Below are 16,132 nucleotides of genomic sequence, written 5' to 3' on the forward strand. Positions count from 1 at the left end.
CGGGCGGACCGCTCGGCGGCCGGCGGGCGCAGCGGGAGCGGAGCGGTGGCGGGCCGACGGGTCCGGCCGGCGGCCCTGGAGGCGAGCCGGTGCAGGAGGTCGGTCATGGCAGTTCCCCCGTGACGATGCGGATGTAGCTCGCCCGCCGTGACTCGCTCAGTGCGAGCACCTCGTGCTCGGACCAGCCGTACGAGCGGGCCAGTGCGTCGATGTCGAGCAGCAGTTGCCGTCCGCGGGACTCGACCTCGGCCCATACGAAGGCGGCCACGTCGAATTCGGCGGTGAACGCGTACCCGCAGTCCGGGCACCGGAGGTCGACCAGCACCTCGGCCAGCGGGTCCGCGGACGCCATGGCCTCGGTCAGTGCCCCGCGCACCGTGTCGGGCAGGTCGACGGCGCTCTGCGCGGCCGTGCCGTCCTCCTGGCGCAGGCTCAGCAGGCACCTCTGGAGCAGCAGCAGGGCGCCGTGCTCCGGGTCCTCCGCCTCGGGTTGCGCGGCCACCGCCTGGAGGTCCCGGTACGAGGGGCACCGCCAGAGCACCTCGTGTCCGCCGTGGGGCAGCGGCGGCGGGGTGTCGACGATCTCGTCCTCCAAGGCGAGCAGCGCTTCGGTGGTGGCCCGGAACTCCACCGTGCCGTGGCATCCCGGGCAGCCGACGGTGGCCGCCATCCGCGGACCGGCCAGGGCGTTCCGCAGGCGCAGCAGCAGCGCGGTGACGCGGCCGACGGGCCGATCCGCCGGCGGGACGGGCGAGGTTCCGTCGTCGGCCGCGGTGGCGAGGGCGAGGGCACGGGTCTGCGGGGACGCGTCCCGGCACTCGTCCCACAGCCGCAGCACCTCCCCCGCGTGCAGTGCGCGCACATCCACTCCTACGGCTCGACGAACGACGGTTCTTGCGGCTCGACCACGTCCACGTCGCGTTCCCAGCCCTCGTGTTCGAGCTTCAGCGTCTGGATGGCCACGGCGTTGGCGTTGGAGTCGAGTTCGGGGAGGGACTGGAACTCGGAGACCCAGGCGCGGAAGACCTTGTAGGCGAGGACGAGCTGGCCCGCCTCGTTGTACAGCTCGATGATCAGGTCCTTGCGGAAGTCCTTCAGGGAGACCTCAGCGCCGAGGCCGGAGCCGAAGTTCCAGACCTTGTTGGCCCACCGCTCGAACTCGACGTCGTGGGTGACGCCGCGGGTGAGGGTGATCGCCTCGTACTTCGTGCGGCCCGGCGACTTGCGCGCGGTGGACGGGTCGGCGCCGTCACGGTGCTCGACGACCTCGGTGGTGCGCTTGAGGGCGCTCACCTTGCTCACGCCGGCGACGTAGCGGCCGTCCCACTTCACCCGGAACTTGAAGTTCTTGTACGGGTCGAAGCGCTGGGCGTTGACGCTGAACTGTGCCATGGGGTCGGCTCCTAGGCGGGGATCTGGCCGGCGATCTGCTGCAGCCGGAGGACGACGAACTCGGCGGGCTTGAGCGGGGCGAACCCGACGAGGACGTTGACGATGCCGAGGTTGACGTCGGTCTGGGTGGTGGTCGTCGCGTCGCACTTGACGAAGTACGCATCGCGCGCGGTCCTGCCCTGGAAGGCCCCCTGCCGGAACAGGTTGTTGAGGAAGGCACCGATGTTCAGGCGGAGCTGGGCCCAGAGGGGTTCGTCGTTCGGCTCGAAGACCGCCCACTGGATGCCGCGGAACAGGCTCTCCTCGATGAACAGGGCGGTGCGGCGCACCGGCAGGTACTTCCATTCCGAGGCGGTCCGGTCCGCGCCGTTGCGGGTGCGGGCACCCCAGACCACGTGGCCCGCTCCGGGCGTCAGGCGGAGGCAGTTCACCGCCTGCGGATTGAGCAGCCCGATCTCGCCGTCGGTCAGCGGTACGGCCAGCTCGGTGATCCCGGACAGGGTGGCGTCGAGCCCGGCGGGCGCCTTCCACACTCCCCGGTCGGCGTCGGTCCGCGCGATCGCACCGGCGACGCCCCCGGACGGGGCGAAGGCCATCGCCTGGCCGTCCCGGAGCGGATCCGGCTGCTTGACCCGGGGGTAGTAGACGGCGGCGTTCCTGCTGCCGGTGAACGCGGCGGCGCCGGAGACGGCCAGGGCCACCGTCGTCCAGGCCTGCGGCGGGTCGAGCACGACGACGGCACGCCGCTTCTCCGCGTAGGCGACGGCGGCGGTGACGACCGCGCCGTCGACGTCACGGTCGCCCGGTTCGCCGGCGCCCGAATACGGCGGGATCACGAGCAGGTTGAACAGGTCGGCCTTCTCCAGGGCGTAGAGGCCCTTCTTGTCCGGCTGGAGGTTGGCCCCGGTGGCGATCTCCGCGGCCCCGATCGGCCCGCCGTCACCGCCTCCGGTGGCGGTGGCCTCCACCGGGGAGGTGCCCTGCGGCTGGGTGGGAAGCGGTGTGTCCGCCCTGACGAGCTGCGACTCCGCCGCGAGGACGAGGTCCACCCGGCGGACGGCACCGGTCAGATAGGAGACGTTGCGGAAGACCTCCTTCGTCCCGGTCGCCGTGTCGAGGACGGTCAGGTTGAACAGCGCCGGGTCCTTCGTGCCGTCGTCGTTCAGCCGGACGTCGTCGTCCACGGTCGCCTTCAGCTTCGCTCCCCAGGCGCCGGGCGAGGCCGCGTTGAGCTTCAGCCGCTTGTTGCCGGAGCCGATGGCGAGCGCGGCGGTGTCGTTGGCGGCGCCGGCGTGGACCCGCACGACCAGGGCCGTCCCGCCGCCCTGCTGGAAGAAGTCCCGCACCGAGTAGCCCAGGTGGCTCTCCGACCAGAGTCCGCCGAAGGTGCGCTCGAAGTCGGCGTAGGACGTCAGCGTCACGGGCAGGTGCAGCGGGCCGCGCAGGGCACGCCCGACGAAGGCCGTGATCGAGGTGGGGACACCGGTGATCGTGCGCACGCCGCTGGGCAGCTCTTCCACGTACACGCCGGGGTAGGACAATGGCACCGGCATCTGCTTTCCCTCCGTCAGTTCGTTTGCTACCCATGGCTTATCCGGTGCGTGTCACCACGGCGTCACCGGCCGATCACCGGCCGCGTCGCGCGGGTTCACGCGCTGCCCCCGGGCCAGCGCCGTCATGCTCGCGGACGGCCGCAGTCCCAGTTCGGCGTCGAGCAGCCTGCGGAACCACTCGTAGTGCCGGACGGCGTCGACGGTGTTGCCCTCGGACAGGTGCACGGCGATGACCACCCTGCTGGCGCTCTCCCGCAGCGGCTCCAGGCGGACGGCCTCGAAGGCCAGCTCCAGGGCCCCCGCGTGGCGCCCCTGTTCGGCCATCCGCCGGGCTGCCGCCTCCAGTGCGTGCAGCCGGAGCTGTCGGGTGTGCTCCTGCTCGAGCACCACCCATGCGTCGTACCACCCCGGCAGCAGTCCGCCGGCCGTCAACAGCCAGGCGTAGTCGTCCTCGTCGACCGGGTCGGCCGGCGGTGCCTGCCCGTCGGCGGTCGGTCGCAGCATCCGCCGAACCCGGGCGGCGAACTCCCGGCTGTCGACGGCCGTGTCCGGCGCCAGGGCGACGTGCAGACCGCGGGTGACCACCAGCCCGGGCGCCGCCCGGTTGACCCGCCACACGGCGGTCCGCAGGCTGGCCTGCGACTTCTCCTCGGACGCCTCGGGCCACAGCGCGGTCGCGACCGCCGATCGGCAGGCACCGATCCGCAGCGCGAGATAGGCGACGAGCCGCTGCCCGCTCGGCGGCACGGCGACGGCGCGGCCTGCGCACCACACGGCGAAGCCGTCGAGGAGCAGGATGGTGAACGGGGAGGTGGCGACGCTCGGTACGGACATGAAGTTCCTCACGCAGGGTGACGATCGAGCGGTTCGATCGCAGACGGTAGCCGAGGGAGCGCCGGAGCGACCGGCCTCCGCCCGCGGGCGGCAGCCGCCCTGCAGGACGCCTGCGCGCCGTGCGGCCGGGCCCGGGCGTCCGGAATCCCGTGTCCGGTGTCGACGTACCGGGTGAAGTCCTTCCGAGGGTTCACGTTGACGATCCGTCAGGCGGACGGGGGCGCATCGCCCGTCAAGAGGCGGCGGGCGATGCCCCACGGCCGGCCGGGGACGGGCGCGCCGACACGATCACAGGCGAACACGCAGTCGTCCGTCCCGACTTACGGCTCCCGGTCGAGCGGCGCGAATGGGGGCTGGACGAGGGAACCCATGGTGCCGGGATCGACCGTGCCCCCGGGAGAAACCACCTGGAGCACGAACTCGGGCACCGTCATGCCGAAGCTGTGCCACGCCGCGGAGTCCTCCTCCGACGCTAGGATGGGCCAGGCCTCGGGGCCGGGCCGGCAAGGGAGCCGGAAGAAGACGTCCCCCTGGCAGGTTTGGCCCCATGGCACGAGTCCGCCGCGCGCGGGCCGGGCGGCGTGCGGATGGAGGATTCCCGGGTCGGTCAGGGCGGGTTCGGACCGGGCAGCCACCATGCGTGAGAGCGATTCGGCACCGTCCACGCCGGGGACGAACAGCTACTGGCTGAATTCACCCGCTCCGAACACCTCGACCAGGCTCTTGAAGGACTCCGGGAGGGCAAGGCCGATGTCCGCCTCCACCGCCGCCCAGTCGCACGAGGAGGAGCGGGTGGGCCGCAGACCGACCAGGTCCGCCAGGGCGTTCACCGCGGACATGTGCCGAGCCCTTCTCGTCGATGGACCACCATCGCATCCCCGCGCAGGAAGCGGATCGGCGTCCCCGGTGGACCGGCGCTGCCGCGCCGGGTCACGGCGAGGGACCGAGCACAGCGGTTGCAGCGGCTCAGGCCGTTCAAGGATCCTCCGCTGCCGCGGATCTCGGCCCGCAACGGCCGCTGGATCTGCCGCCCGTAGGTGCACCTGCGCACGGCCCGGCGGACGGCCGTCCGGGGGCGGGCCGTGGTGCCGCCGATCCGACGTGGACGGCACCCGGGCCCCGGCTCGGCCTCGATCGGCCCGGCACGGGGCTGGCGGGGCATGAGCCTCAGTCGTTCGGCAGGCCGGCGTAGGTGCGCAGCTCCGTCCGCCTGCTCGGGATCTCCCAACCGCGCAGGATCTCCATGAAGTTGCCCCAGCACCAGGTGTCCTCGCCCATCGAGGCCAGGGTGGTCACCAGGCGCTGCTGACGGTGGTCCAGTTCGGCGAACGGCGGGAGCGGGGTCGGCGGCCGGTTGCCGAAGGCCAGCCGGAGGGCCGCCGCGGTGACGGGGAAGGCAGCCGGTCCGGCCGCCGAGGCGAGGCCCGTGGTCACTGCGTCGAGGGCTTCTCCCGGGTAGCGGTCGGCGACCTGGGTGAGGGCCAGGGCGGCGTACCCGCGCAGGTCGCCGTCGTGGAACGGGACTGCGGGCCCGTCCGGCTCCGACTCCGGTTCCTCGGCCTCGACGGCGGCCAGTTCGGCAAGCACCGTCACGTCGACGGCGGACTCGGCTCCCGTGCTGCCGAGCCGGGCGAGGGCGATCGCGGCACCGCAGCGCACCGCCGGGTCGGCGGCGGTCAGGAAGGCCCGGATCCGGTCCACGGTGGCCGCGTCGCCGAGCAGTCCGGCCGCGATCAGCGCGGTGGCCGCGACCGCCGGGACCGTCTCGCGGTCGGCCAGGTCCAGCAGCTGCGGCAGGGTCGCCGCGGCCTCCTCGGGGAACCAGGCCAGCAGGCGGCAGGCCGCGGCCCGGACGGCGGGGTCGGCGTCGGCCAGCAGTGCGGCCAGAGCGGGCACCTCCCGCCTGACGGCGTCGTAGGCCGCCAGTTCGGCCTCGCCCGCGGCGAGGTGGTCGTCGAAGTCGAACATGCTGCGCTGGAATTCGCGGACGCGGCGCTCCGCCTCGTTCGCGGCCCGGGCGACCCAGGCGTCGTACTCGGCGATCACCGCGGCCGGGTCCTGCGCCCGGAACTCCGCGATCTCGCGCCGCCACGCCTCGACGGCGACCCCACCGGGCAGATGGGCCTCGTCGTAGCCGATCGCCAGCGCTGCGAGCAGCTCCAGGGCCTCCGACCGGCCGGGCAGGGCCGGGGTCGCGGCCATCCGGGCCAGGAAGGGCACGGCGAAGGCCGACGCCCGGTAGCGGCTGCCCTGGTGGAAGATGTTGCCGTACAGGGCGTGCAGGGCCCGCCCGCGCCCCTCCGCGTCCTCGCCGCACAGCGAGCGGAGCTGGTCCGGGACGTCGCCCGCCGGACCGTAGGCATGTTCCAGGGATGCCCAGTCGATGGCGTCCAGGCCTGCGAAAACGCTGTCAGTGGTCTCACTCGTCACGGTTGAGAACCTCCCACACCGCACTGACATCTCACCCCTCCCCCGGACCTCCCCTCGGGCGGCCCGCGGGCCCGGTACCGTCGTACGCCATGGACGACATCCGACGGGCCGTCAGCAGCGGTCCGGGATCTCTGTGCGGCGCAGCGGCCGGCGGGGCCGCGGCAACCGGTGCGGTGCCGGTGTGACGGGCGGACCGGACACCGTGCTGGTGGTGGTGCGCGGGCCGAGCGGCGCCGGGAAGTCGAGCACCGCCGCCCGGCTGCGCGCCGCCTACGGTCGGGGTGTCGCCGTGGTCGGCCAGGACGTGCTGCGGCGCGACGTGCTGCGCGAGCGGGACGTCGCCGACGGGGCGAACATCGGCCTGATCGACCTCGTCGCACGGCACGCCCTCGACCACGGCTTCCACGTCGTCGTCGAGGGCATCCTCTCCGCCGACCGCTACGGGCGGATGCTGACCGGGCTCGCCGCCGACCACCGCGGACGCAGCCACCTGTACTACCTGGACGTCGACTTCGACGAGACCGTGCGACGGCACGCCACCCGCCCACTGGCCGCCGAGGTCTCCCCCGAGCGGATGGCCGGCTGGTACCGGGCCCGCGACCTCCTGCCCGGCGGCCTCGAACACGTCATCGGCCAGGAGAGCAGCCTGGACGCCACGGTCGAACGGATCCTCACCGACACCGCCCTCACCCCACCCGGCTGGACACCCCGCCCCTGACCTCCGGCCGACGGTCCGACGGCCGGCGGTCCGGCGGCAGTCAGCTCACCGCGTTCCGATGTCGCGAGCGGCGCAGTCGGCGTCGAAGGTGAAAATGAAGGTGGCGGATCCGGCGGGCCCCACGCATGGCGGTGGTCCACGCTCGGCGGGCTGCGGACGGGGGCTGTGTACGGGGGGCTGCGGCGCTCGCCGGTGACCCGGCGTGACCGCAGTTGCGAGGGGAGTCCACGGGCGGAAGCCTGGAACTTGGGGGCCGTTCACGATTGCGGGGAGGCCAGTCATGGCCAAGTTCATGCCCAGGTACGAGGAGGACGACCACCAGATCGAGTTCTGGGAGGTCGAGTTCACCCGGGAGGACTGGGACGAGTTCCACAAGGCGCCGCGTGAGTTCCTCCGGCGCATCACCGAGGCCGAGGGACGGGAGGTCAACCGCCTCCTCGTGGATGCGTCGCTGCTGGAGGTCGCTCCCGACGGCAGCATCTGCCACGGGCACATCACCAGCTTCCACATCAGAACCGGACCTGAGAGGTCGACCACCGGATACAGCTGCTCCGGGCTCTGGGAGTAGCTCCGGAGCCACCGGGGCATCCGGCGAAGGCACCGGCCGGCGAGTCCGCGGTCGGCGACCGTGCGACCGTGCGGATCCTCGCTCGCCGAGGTCCGGCGTGGCCGGCGTGGCCGGCATGGAGGCCGCCCGGGTCAGAGCCTGCGCAGGACGGCGACGACCTTGCCGAGGATGGTGGCGCGGTCGGCGGGGATCGGCTCGAAGTCGGGGTTGTGGGGCAGCAGCCAGGTGCGGGTGCCGTCCCGGCGCAGCCGTTTGACGGTGGCTTCGCCGTCGATCATGGCGGCGACGATCTCGCCGGACTGGGCGGTCGGCTGGCTGCGGACCACGGCCCAGTCGCCGTCGCAGATCGCGGCGCCGGTCATGCTCTGGCCGACGACGCGCAGCATGAAGACGTCGCCGGTGCCGATGAGGCGCCGGGGGAGGGTGAAGACGTCGTCGGCGTCCTGTTCGGCGAGGATCGGCCGGCCGGCGGCGATGCGGCCGACCACGGGGACGTCGACCAGGCCCTCCTCGGTCTCCCGGGCCGGGGGTTCGTAGCCGTCCTTGCGGCGGACCCGGTAGGCGCGGGGGATGTGCGGGTCGCGCAGGAGCAGGCCCTTGCGCTCCAGTGCACCGAGTTGGTGGGCGACGGAGGAGGTGGAGCTCAGTCCGACGGCCTGGCCTATCTCCCGCATGCTCGGCGGGTAGCCCCGCTCGGCCACGGTGGTGGCGACGTAGTCGAGGATGGCCCGCTGCCGATCGGTCAGCCGGTCCTGCCCCCTCGGGGCCCCGGTCGGACGGCCGGAGCGCCGCCCCGGCGGAATCGCGCTGTTCACACCCGGCCCCTTCCGTCGATCTTGACTCGGACTCTAATCCCCTCGGGGGGTCTTGGGAACCACCGACGGCTTCGGCCGGCGCGCGGAGCGGTGCCCGCTCGCCCGCGCGGGGTGCGGACCGTCGGCGGCCCGTCCGGCAACGGTTCCGGACGAGCCGCCGACGATGGTGCGGGCCTCCGCTGCTGGTGGCGCTGCGGCCACCGGGCGGTCAGCGCTTGGTGATGGCCACGTGGCGGATGTTCACGGGCAGGTTCGGGAAGCCGTCCCCGGGGTTGTTCTGGTCGTCCTCGCCGCCCGCGGCGATCTTCTGCAGGACGTCGAGTCCGGCCGTGACCTGGCCGAATGGCGTGTAGTTGGGCGAGAGCTTGGTGTCCTTCCAGACGAAGAAGAACTGGCTGCCGTTGGTGTTCGGACCGGCGTTGGCCATGGCGACCGTCCCGGCCGGGTAGGTGGCGCCCTCCAGGTTCTCGTCCGGGAACGAGTAGCCGGGTCCGCCGCTGCCGGTGCCGGTCGGGTCGCCGCACTGCAGCACGAAGATCCGCTGGGTGGTGAGCCGGTGGCAGTGGCTGCGGTCGAAGTAGTCGTGCTCGGCGAGGAACCGGAACGAGAAGGTGGTGCACGGGGCCTTGTCGGTCAGCGCCTTGAAGGTGATGGCGCCCTGACTGGTCCGCAGCGTCGCGCTGTACGGCTTCGCGGCCTTCTTCGCGTCGAAGACGGGGATGCCCTTGAAGTTGTCGGCCGGAACCGCCGGCGTGTAGCTGCAGGCGGCGGCCGTCGTGCCACCTGCGGCGGACGGCTGGGCGGCCGCGGCGGTGCTGGACAGCGCCAGCGGCAGGGTGGTCAGGGCGGTGAGCAGGGACCAGGTCTTGCGCTTCACGTGGCAGCCTTCCGGGTGGAGTTGGCGCGGACCCGTCATGCATGCCCGCCCGGACGCCGGCCATGCACCGACTCACGGAGCACGGGACCCGAAGGACCGGCCCGGCCGGAACCGTGCACGCGGCCCTCGACAGCTCCCGTCAGGCGTCGCGGGCGGGCGAGCCGACCAGGCCGAGGACGGTGAGCAGCAGGCCGAGGCCGAAGCAGCCCAGCAGGCAGAGGGCGAGCAGAACGGAGATCGGCACGGTTGGAGGATTCCAGGTCGGTGCGCTGCCGTCCAGCGGGCTCCTGCCCGGCACCCCGCAGCGCGGCACCGCCGGTGGGTGGTGCCGCGCCGCGGGCGGTGCGTCAGGGAGTGGGTGGGGTCCGTTCGGTGGGCAGGCCGGACCGGGTGAGGACGGTGGCGAGGTCGTAGTGGTCCCGGTCGGAGGTGATCCGGCCGTGGTCGTCGAGGTCGAGGAGGGTGGTCATGGGGACGGCGAAGGCCTTGGGTGCGGCTTTGAGGTGGCCGGAGTAGACGGCCTCGGCGGTGATGCGCCGGCTGTGGCGGTGGGTGGTGCGGACGGTGACGTGCACGTTGGCGATGAGGTCGTCCGCGCGGGCCTTCCAGCCGGAGATCTCCTGGCGACCGCGGAAGGTGACGCCGACGGCGAGGTCGGTGTACGTGCCGTCGACGGTGAACAGGGCGCCGAGTTCCCGGGGGTCGGTGCCGTTCCAGGCGCAGGCCCATGCGGTGACGATCCTCGGCGGGTGCCCGGCGGCGCCCTGCGCGGCGGCGGTGGCGGTGGTGGCGGCCGTGCAGAGCGCTGCGGCGGCGACGAGCGTGGTGGTGGCGCGGGAGGGGCGGGACATCGTGGCGGCTCCTTCGGCTGCGGGGTTGTGGACCGGGCCGGGATCGGGCGGGAGCGGGGGCCGCGGCGGTGCGGGTGTCGGTGGCACCGCCGCGACCCTGCGGGCGGCCGCGGTCAGCCCGCGGCGCCGTCCGGGGCGGTGTCGGGGATCCAGGACCCGTGGATTCCGGCGGTCACCCGCCGGGGCAGGTGGACGGTGGCGACCCGGTCGAGGCCGGAGGCGTCGAGGACGAGGAGCTGGGAGGCGTCCTGCTTGAGGTCGGAGACGACGGTGAGCAGGTAGCCGTCGTCCTCGCGGGTGCCGCCGGCGGCGGGGACGAACACGGCCTCGCTGGGCAGCCGGGCGTCGCCGACCGGGTGGATGCGGCGGGCGCCGGTGGTGCGGTCGTACTTGACGACGCCGTAGCTGCCGAAGCCCCGCTCGTCGGGGAAGGAGATGGCGTACTGGTAGCGGTTCTCCCGGCCCAGGTACTCCTCGTTGAGGGTCGGGAACTCGACCGCGAGGTCGTCGACGATCTGCTCGTCGACGGTGCCGGCGGCCGGGTCGACGGTCCAGCGGCGGGTGTAGGAGCGGGCGTTGGGCTCGGTGCCGCGTCCGGGGGCGCCGATCCACCAGTTCCAGGAGAGCCGGAAGCCCTCGCGGTCCACGGTGGGTCCCTCCAGGACGATGCGGCCGCGGCCGTCCTCGTAGGCGTTGGAGACGTGCAGCATGTTGCCCGGTTCGACGGAGAACCAGCGCACCTGGCCGGCGCCGTCGCGGCCGCGCGGCATGATGCCGATGCGGGCGGGCTGCCGGTCGCTCCAGCCGTAGGGGATGCCGGAGTGCTCGCCCGGGTCGAAGGTGACGTTGCCCTCCATGAACACCACGTGGTGGCGGGTGACGGCGAAGTCGTGCTTGAGGGAGGCGGTCGCTCCCGGGATCTCGGCACTGTGGACGAGCTCGCCCTTGGCGTCGGCGACGTGGTACATCAGGTACGGCGGGAACGGCGAGGACCCGAAGAAGTGGAGCTCCCCCGTGACCGGGTCCTCCTTGGGGTGCGCGGTCATCGCGCCGCGCAGCTTGCCGTCGAAGTCGTGGGCGCCGACGGTGTCCAGCTCCGGGGTGAGCTCGAAGGGGAGGTTCGACTCGCAGAGTGCGAGCAACCGGCCCCCGTGCTCGATGACGTGGGTGCCGGCGGTGCTGGCGGTCAGGTCGGGACCGTGCTCGGTCATGTAGGGCGCGCCGTCCAGGGCCGGGGTGTGCACCCAGCGGTTGCGGTACCACTCGGCGCGGCCCTCGCGCAGCCGGATGCCGTGGACCATCCCGCTGCCCTTGAACCAGTGGGTGGGGGTGATGCCGGGCTTCGGGTTGTGGCCGTTGCGGAGCAGGCGGCCGGTCAGCTCGGTGGGCAGGGTGCCCTCGACGGTGAGCCCGGTGGCGGTGACCTCGTCGGCGACGGGGGTGTAGTGGCCGGTCAGGTAGGGCTTGTCCGCGGTCATGGCGGGAGTCTCCTTCGGTCGGTGGGGTGATCTGCCGGACGGCGCGTCGGGCAGCGGGTACGGCATTGCGGGTGGTGCGGCCGGCTCCTGGGGACCGGTCAGGTCCTGGGGAGCAGCGGGGTCCGGGATGCCCGGGCCGGTTCCGGTTCCCGGGACGTGCGGCGGGTCAGGAGCGCCGCGAGGAGGGCCGTTGCGGCGAGGACGGCGGCCGAGGCCGCGAAAGCGGCCCGGTAGCCGGCGGTGAGCGCCTCGGTGTGGGGCTGGTGGGTGGCCGCGCGGGCGGTGACGGAGCCGGCGAGGCTGGCCAGCGCCGCGAGGCCGATCGCGCCGCCGACCTGGCGGGTGGTGTTGACCAGCCCGCCGGCCAGTCCCGCGTCCTGGGGCGGGAGTCCTTCCACCGCGAAGGCGGTGAGCTGGACGAAGGCGATGCTCAGGCCGAGGCCGACCAGGACGCTCGGACCCAGGACGTCGGCGAGGTAGCTCCCGCCGGCGCTGACCCGGGCCAGCCACAGCAAGCCCGCGGCCTCGGTGAGCAGCGCCCCGACCACGGTCGCGGCGGCGCCGATCCGGCGGGCGAGGCGCGGGGCGACCGCGGATCCGATCATGTTGGCCGCGGCGAGCGGGAGTTGGCCGACCCCGGTGGCGAGCGGGCCGGAGCCGAGGACCAGTTGCTGGTAGAGCGGCAGGAAGAAGAACAGGGCGATCCACACCGACCCCAGCAGGGCCATCAGCAGGTTCCCCGCTGCCACCCGGCCGGTGCCGAACAGCCGTGGCGGCACCAGTGCGTTGGGGCGGCGGACCTCGACCAGGGCAAAGGCGGTGAGCAGGACGGCGGCGCCGCCCAGGGCGCCCAGCACCCGGCCGTCCGTCCAGCCGGCGCCGCGCACGGCGGTCAGCCCCCACACGAGGCAGGTCAGGGCGAGGGTGACGGTGACCGTGCCCAGCAGGTCGAACCGCCCGGCCCCGACGCGGGCCGCCGGCGGGACGAGCACCGCCGCCGCGGCGAGGACGAGCGCTGCGCCGAGCGCGACGGTGTGGAAGATCCACGGCCAGCCCCGCGCCTGGGTCAGCACACCGCCGAGCAGGACACCGCCCGCGCCTCCCGCGCCGGAGACCGCGCCCCACACTCCGAGGACCCGGCCGCGGCCGGGGCCCGGCGGGTACGCGTCCATGGCGAGCGCGAGCGCGGCCGGGGCGATGGCGGCGGCGCCGATGCCCTGGACGGCGCGGGCCGCGATGAGCACCTCGGGCGAGTGGGCGAGCCCCGCTGCCGGCGAGGCGACGGCGAACAGGGCGAGGCCGGTGAGCAGCACCCGGCGGTGGCCGAGCAGGTCGCCCGCCCGTCCGCCGGCCAGCAGCAGCGCCGCGAACGCGAGGCCGTAGGCGTTGACCACCCAGGTGGTGCCGCTCTCCGACAGGCCGACACCGGTGCGGATCTGCGGCAGTGCGACGTTCACGATCGAGGTGGCGAGCATGACGGTGAACTGGGCGGCGGCGAGCACCGCGAGGACGGCGGCCGGCCGGCGGACGGGCGGCAGCCGCCCCTGCTGCGTGTGCTTCGGCTGTGTGCGTGGGAGGTTCATGCCGCACAGCTTCGTGCGGGGCGGTGTCCACTCTCCAGGCCCGGCAGGAGCGGGTACTGTCCACTCCTGTCCGGACCTGTCCACCTGCTGATCGCACGTGGAGCCGGAGGCTGCCGTAAGGAGGTCAGGCGGTCAGACTGCCGACCACCCTGGTCGGGCTGATGCGGAGGACGACGCGGAGGACCTCCGCCGGCAGGTCGAGGTACTCCTGTCCGGCGCCGGGGCCTTCGTACTGTTCGGCGAGGGCAACCGCGAGGGTGCGGCCGGTGTCCTCGGTGACCGTGCAGAGCCCGCGTATCTCGGCGTATCGGTCCGGGTCGGCCGGGTCGTAGACGGTGAGGCTGGCGCGCGGGTCGCGGACCAGGTTGCGTGCCTTGCGGCGGCCGGCCGCGGTGGAGACGAGCAGGTCGTCGCCGTCGCGGCCGACCCAGACCACCGAGGTCTGCGGGGCCCCGTCCGGGTTGAGGGTGGCGAGGACGGCGGGGATCGGCGCGTCGAGCAGTGCCCGGACGGATTCGTTCAGCATGGTCGTCATTCGGGCGAGGCTATCTGCCGCCCGGTCAGGTGCACGCACAGCCCCGGGCCCGTCCACGGGACCTGGCGGCGGGTCAGCCGCGGGTGAAGGTCCCGAGGCCGTCGTGGTCGAACTGCTCGACCACCACGGTGGAGGCCTGCCCGTCGGCGCCCACGGTGAAGGTCACCCCGGACAGGCCGACCGCGTTCTCCCCGCGGGTCTGGAAGCTGAACACGTCGCCGTCGTAGTGCTGGAGCGGGAACTGCAGGTTCTCCGGTCCGAGGCTCATCACCAGCCGGCCGTTCTGGGAGCCGACGGTCAGCGGCCCGAAGTACCCGTTGCCGTACGTCCCGACGTACGCCGTGTCCGGCTTGGCCGGGGCCGCGCCGGCCGGGGGCTTGGTGTAGTCGGTCGGCGAGGCCGCGCCCTGGGCGGCGGCCGGCACGACCTTGCCCATGAAGCTCAGCCAGTCGACCGTCTCGTGACCCTCCTGCGCGACGTCGAAGAACTCCTCGGCCACCGCCTCCGGGACGCCGATCGGCTGTCCGTTGGTCAGCACGACGATCCCGAGCTGCTCGGACGGCAGCAGGGTGACCACCGTCGCCGCGCCCAGCTCGAAGGCACCGGAGTGGTTCAGCCGCAGCCGGCCGCGGGGGTCTGTGCTGACGTTCCAGCCGAGGCCGTAGAAGCCGGCGTTGCCCGCGGGCGCGTGCGGCGGGTTGGAGACGATGTGCGGCAGCCGGGTCTCGTTCAGGGCTGCCGGGTCGACGATCTGCCGCCCCTCGAAGCTGCCGTCGGCGAGCTGCAGCCGCATCCACCGGGCGAGGTCCTGCACGGTGGAGCTCACCCCGCCGGCCGGGGCCTGGGGGTCCGGGTTCTGGGTGGTGCTGACCTGCCAGCCGGCGTCCGTCCGCACGTGCGGTGTCGCCTTGTTCGCCGCGTTGTCGTAGGCGGAGCGCAGCGAACTCGTGGAGCTCATCCCCAGCGGCTTGTAGACGACGTCCGCGGCGAGGTCCTCCCAGGCCACGCCCTTGGCCTTGGCGACGGCCACGGCCGCCTCGGTCAGGCCGTAGTTGGTGTAGGCGTAGCTCGCCCGGAACGGTGCGAGCCGATGGTCGCGCAGGTGCTGGAGGATGTAGTCACGCTGGTAGCCAAGGTCCTCCAGCAGGTCCCCGGCGTGGTCCGGCAGTCCACTGCGGTGCGAGAAGAGGTCGGCGACCGTGACGTGGCTGCTCACCCAGGGGTCGGCCAGTGCGAAGCCGGGGTCGTGGGCGGCGACCGGGTCGTCCCACTTCACGGCCTTCTGGCCGACCACTCCGGAGACCACGGTGGAGGAGATCGGTTTGGAGAGCGAGGCGAGCTGGAAGACGGTGTCCGGGTCGACCGTCTCGGGTGAGCCGAGCCGGCGGACGCCGAAGCCCTTCACATGGACGACCTCGTCCTTGTACACGACGGCGAGGGCGACCCCCGGCACGCCCGTCTTCGCCATCGCGTTCTGCACGTAGCCGTCGATCTGCGCCACCGCGGCGGAGACCTGCTGCTCGGTCAGCTGCGGCGGCGGCTGGGCGGGCGGTGCGCTCGCCGGGGTGGACGAGGGGCTCGGCGCGGGCGCGACCACGGGACCGTTCGCGCCGCCGGAGGTGCATCCGGCGATCAGCGCGCCGGCCAGCAGCGGCACGGCCACGCGCAACCCGGGCCGCGCGGCCCTCCGGCCACCGTGACGAACCATCGAGTTCTCCCCTCGTCCGGGCGGTACGGCCCCGCTCCGGCGGCACCGTGCGCGCCACCTCGCGAGTATTCGTCGGCCCGGGGCCGCCCCGCCCGCCGCCGCGCGCCGATCCGCGCGCAATCCACCCGTCCAGCGGTGACGCGCACGGCGGCTCAGTAGTGCGGGTTGGACAGGTGGACGCCCAGGCTCTCCAGCCCGGACAGGAAGACCTCCACGCCGACCGCCGCCAGCAGCAGGCCGAGCAGCCGGGACAGCACCTCCAGCACGGTGCCGTGGGTCCGTTGCAGCAGCGGCGCGAGCAGCAGGACGCATGCGCAGTCGATGACGATCACCAGGACGTACATGCCGGCCACGGTCGTCCGCCAGCCCCATGTGTTCTCGTCCAGTGATCCGAGCAGTTCCGCCGTCACCGCGAGCGGGCTGACGATGTACGGGAGCAGCAGTTCCCGGACCCCTTCGAACATCGGGTGGAGCGACTCCTCGTCCTCCTCCTCGCCCTCGCCGAGGTGGATGCCCATGACGAGGGCGACGGCGTAGATGAAGAAGATCACCCCGCCGGCCAGTTGCAGCGACTGGGTGGAGACGTGGAAGAACGTGGTCAGGAACTCGGCCGAGTAGGCCATCAGGATGCCGACCGCCGCCGCCAGCAGCGAGCTGACCATCGTCAACCGGCGCATCTGCCCGATCGTGCGGGTGCGGCTCAGCCGGGCGAACGCGATCAGCACCTTCTGCGGGCCGATGACCGCGAAGAAGGTCACGAAGGCGGTGACGGTGGTCAGGTCGCGCATCC

At 73.2% G+C, this 16,132-nt stretch carries 16 protein-coding genes; 2 read left to right on the top strand and 14 right to left on the bottom strand.

The window, feature by feature from the left end; genetic code table 11:
- Window positions 1-103: 103 nt before the first annotated feature.
- The 6 genes from KSNIM_RS01520 to KSNIM_RS01545 form a co-directional block, all read right to left on the bottom strand.
- Complete coding sequence (locus KSNIM_RS01520) at window positions 104-862, bottom strand: hypothetical protein (protein WP_263101367.1); 759 nt, start codon at window positions 860-862, stop codon at window positions 104-106.
- An 8-nt stretch (window positions 863-870) separates the two neighbouring features.
- Complete coding sequence (locus tag KSNIM_RS01525) at window positions 871-1,392, bottom strand: phage tail protein (protein ID WP_116164957.1); 522 nt, start codon at window positions 1,390-1,392, stop codon at window positions 871-873.
- An 11-nt stretch (window positions 1,393-1,403) separates the two neighbouring features.
- A complete protein-coding gene (locus KSNIM_RS01530; protein WP_263101368.1) occupies window positions 1,404-2,945 on the bottom strand; it encodes a phage tail sheath family protein in 1,542 nt (513 codons plus the stop codon).
- Window positions 2,946-2,996: 51 nt separating this feature from the next.
- Entirely contained in the window at window positions 2,997-3,779 is a 783-nt protein-coding gene (locus KSNIM_RS01535; RefSeq protein WP_263101369.1) for a BTAD domain-containing putative transcriptional regulator, read from the bottom strand.
- 680 nt (window positions 3,780-4,459) lie between these two features.
- Window positions 4,460-4,618, bottom strand: coding sequence for an SMI1/KNR4 family protein (locus KSNIM_RS01540; protein ID WP_263101370.1), 159 nt, complete (start codon window positions 4,616-4,618; stop codon window positions 4,460-4,462).
- A 328-nt stretch (window positions 4,619-4,946) separates the two neighbouring features.
- Window positions 4,947-6,209: a HEAT repeat domain-containing protein gene (locus KSNIM_RS01545; RefSeq protein WP_263101371.1), complete on the bottom strand. Its 1,263-nt coding sequence runs from the start codon at window positions 6,207-6,209 to the stop codon at window positions 4,947-4,949.
- A gap of 181 nt (window positions 6,210-6,390) precedes the next feature.
- On the opposite strand from KSNIM_RS01545, the gene KSNIM_RS01550 reads away from it, so the two are divergent.
- A complete protein-coding gene (locus KSNIM_RS01550; RefSeq protein WP_263101372.1) occupies window positions 6,391-6,927 on the top strand; it encodes an AAA family ATPase in 537 nt (178 codons plus the stop codon).
- Window positions 6,928-7,207: 280 nt separating this feature from the next.
- Window positions 7,208-7,495, top strand: a complete 288-nt coding sequence (locus KSNIM_RS01555) for a hypothetical protein (protein WP_263101373.1) — start codon at window positions 7,208-7,210, stop codon at window positions 7,493-7,495.
- A gap of 131 nt (window positions 7,496-7,626) precedes the next feature.
- On the opposite strand, the gene lexA is transcribed toward KSNIM_RS01555, so the two are convergent.
- The 8 genes from lexA to KSNIM_RS01595 form a co-directional block, all read right to left on the bottom strand.
- Window positions 7,627-8,310, bottom strand: a complete 684-nt coding sequence (lexA, locus tag KSNIM_RS01560) for a transcriptional repressor LexA (protein WP_411543637.1) — start codon at window positions 8,308-8,310, stop codon at window positions 7,627-7,629.
- A gap of 208 nt (window positions 8,311-8,518) precedes the next feature.
- Window positions 8,519-9,187 carry a peptidylprolyl isomerase gene (locus tag KSNIM_RS01565; protein ID WP_263101374.1) on the bottom strand — a complete coding sequence of 223 codons (669 nt, stop codon included), beginning with the start codon at window positions 9,185-9,187 and terminating at the stop codon, window positions 8,519-8,521.
- A 347-nt stretch (window positions 9,188-9,534) separates the two neighbouring features.
- Window positions 9,535-10,038, bottom strand: coding sequence for a nuclear transport factor 2 family protein (locus KSNIM_RS01570; RefSeq protein ID WP_263101375.1), 504 nt, complete (start codon window positions 10,036-10,038; stop codon window positions 9,535-9,537).
- A 113-nt stretch (window positions 10,039-10,151) separates the two neighbouring features.
- Window positions 10,152-11,516 (bottom strand): carotenoid oxygenase family protein, encoded by a 1,365-nt coding sequence (locus KSNIM_RS01575; protein WP_263101376.1) that lies wholly within the window; start codon window positions 11,514-11,516, stop codon window positions 10,152-10,154.
- Window positions 11,517-11,614: 98 nt separating this feature from the next.
- Window positions 11,615-13,099, bottom strand: coding sequence for an MFS transporter (locus tag KSNIM_RS01580; RefSeq protein ID WP_263101377.1), 1,485 nt, complete (start codon window positions 13,097-13,099; stop codon window positions 11,615-11,617).
- A gap of 124 nt (window positions 13,100-13,223) precedes the next feature.
- The gene (locus KSNIM_RS01585) at window positions 13,224-13,634 is read right to left on the bottom strand and encodes a PPOX class F420-dependent oxidoreductase (RefSeq protein ID WP_263101378.1); all 411 of its coding nucleotides are present in this window, start codon (window positions 13,632-13,634) and stop codon (window positions 13,224-13,226) included.
- 73 nt (window positions 13,635-13,707) lie between these two features.
- On the bottom strand, window positions 13,708-15,297 hold the full coding sequence (locus KSNIM_RS01590) for a serine hydrolase (protein WP_263101379.1): 1,590 nt from the start codon (window positions 15,295-15,297) through the stop codon (window positions 13,708-13,710).
- A 197-nt stretch (window positions 15,298-15,494) separates the two neighbouring features.
- Complete coding sequence (locus KSNIM_RS01595) at window positions 15,495-16,130, bottom strand: MarC family protein (protein ID WP_263101380.1); 636 nt, start codon at window positions 16,128-16,130, stop codon at window positions 15,495-15,497.
- Between the last annotated feature and the right edge of the window lie 2 nt (window positions 16,131-16,132).

This window comes from Kitasatospora sp. DSM 101779, from assembly GCF_025655475.1.
In the GTDB taxonomy this organism is placed as follows: Bacteria; Actinomycetota; Actinomycetes; order Streptomycetales; family Streptomycetaceae; genus Kitasatospora.

Bases quoted from the DNA above. Each gene is read 5' to 3' on its own strand.
- KSNIM_RS01595 (WP_263101380.1), bottom strand. From the start codon at position 16,130: ATGCGCGACCTGACCACCGTCACCGCCTTCGTGACCTTCTTCGCGGTC.
- KSNIM_RS01540 (WP_263101370.1), bottom strand. From the start codon at position 4,618: ATGTCCGCGGTGAACGCCCTGGCGGACCTGGTCGGTCTGCGGCCCACC.
- KSNIM_RS01570 (WP_263101375.1), bottom strand. From the start codon at position 10,038: ATGTCCCGCCCCTCCCGCGCCACCACCACGCTCGTCGCCGCCGCAGCG.
- KSNIM_RS01585 (WP_263101378.1), bottom strand. From the start codon at position 13,634: ATGACGACCATGCTGAACGAATCCGTCCGGGCACTGCTCGACGCGCCG.
- KSNIM_RS01535 (WP_263101369.1), bottom strand. From the start codon at position 3,779: ATGTCCGTACCGAGCGTCGCCACCTCCCCGTTCACCATCCTGCTCCTC.
- KSNIM_RS01555 (WP_263101373.1), top strand. From the start codon at position 7,208: ATGGCCAAGTTCATGCCCAGGTACGAGGAGGACGACCACCAGATCGAG.
- KSNIM_RS01575 (WP_263101376.1), bottom strand. From the start codon at position 11,516: ATGACCGCGGACAAGCCCTACCTGACCGGCCACTACACCCCCGTCGCC.
- KSNIM_RS01530 (WP_263101368.1), bottom strand. From the start codon at position 2,945: ATGCCGGTGCCATTGTCCTACCCCGGCGTGTACGTGGAAGAGCTGCCC.
- KSNIM_RS01580 (WP_263101377.1), bottom strand. From the start codon at position 13,099: ATGAACCTCCCACGCACACAGCCGAAGCACACGCAGCAGGGGCGGCTG.
- KSNIM_RS01525 (WP_116164957.1), bottom strand. From the start codon at position 1,392: ATGGCACAGTTCAGCGTCAACGCCCAGCGCTTCGACCCGTACAAGAAC.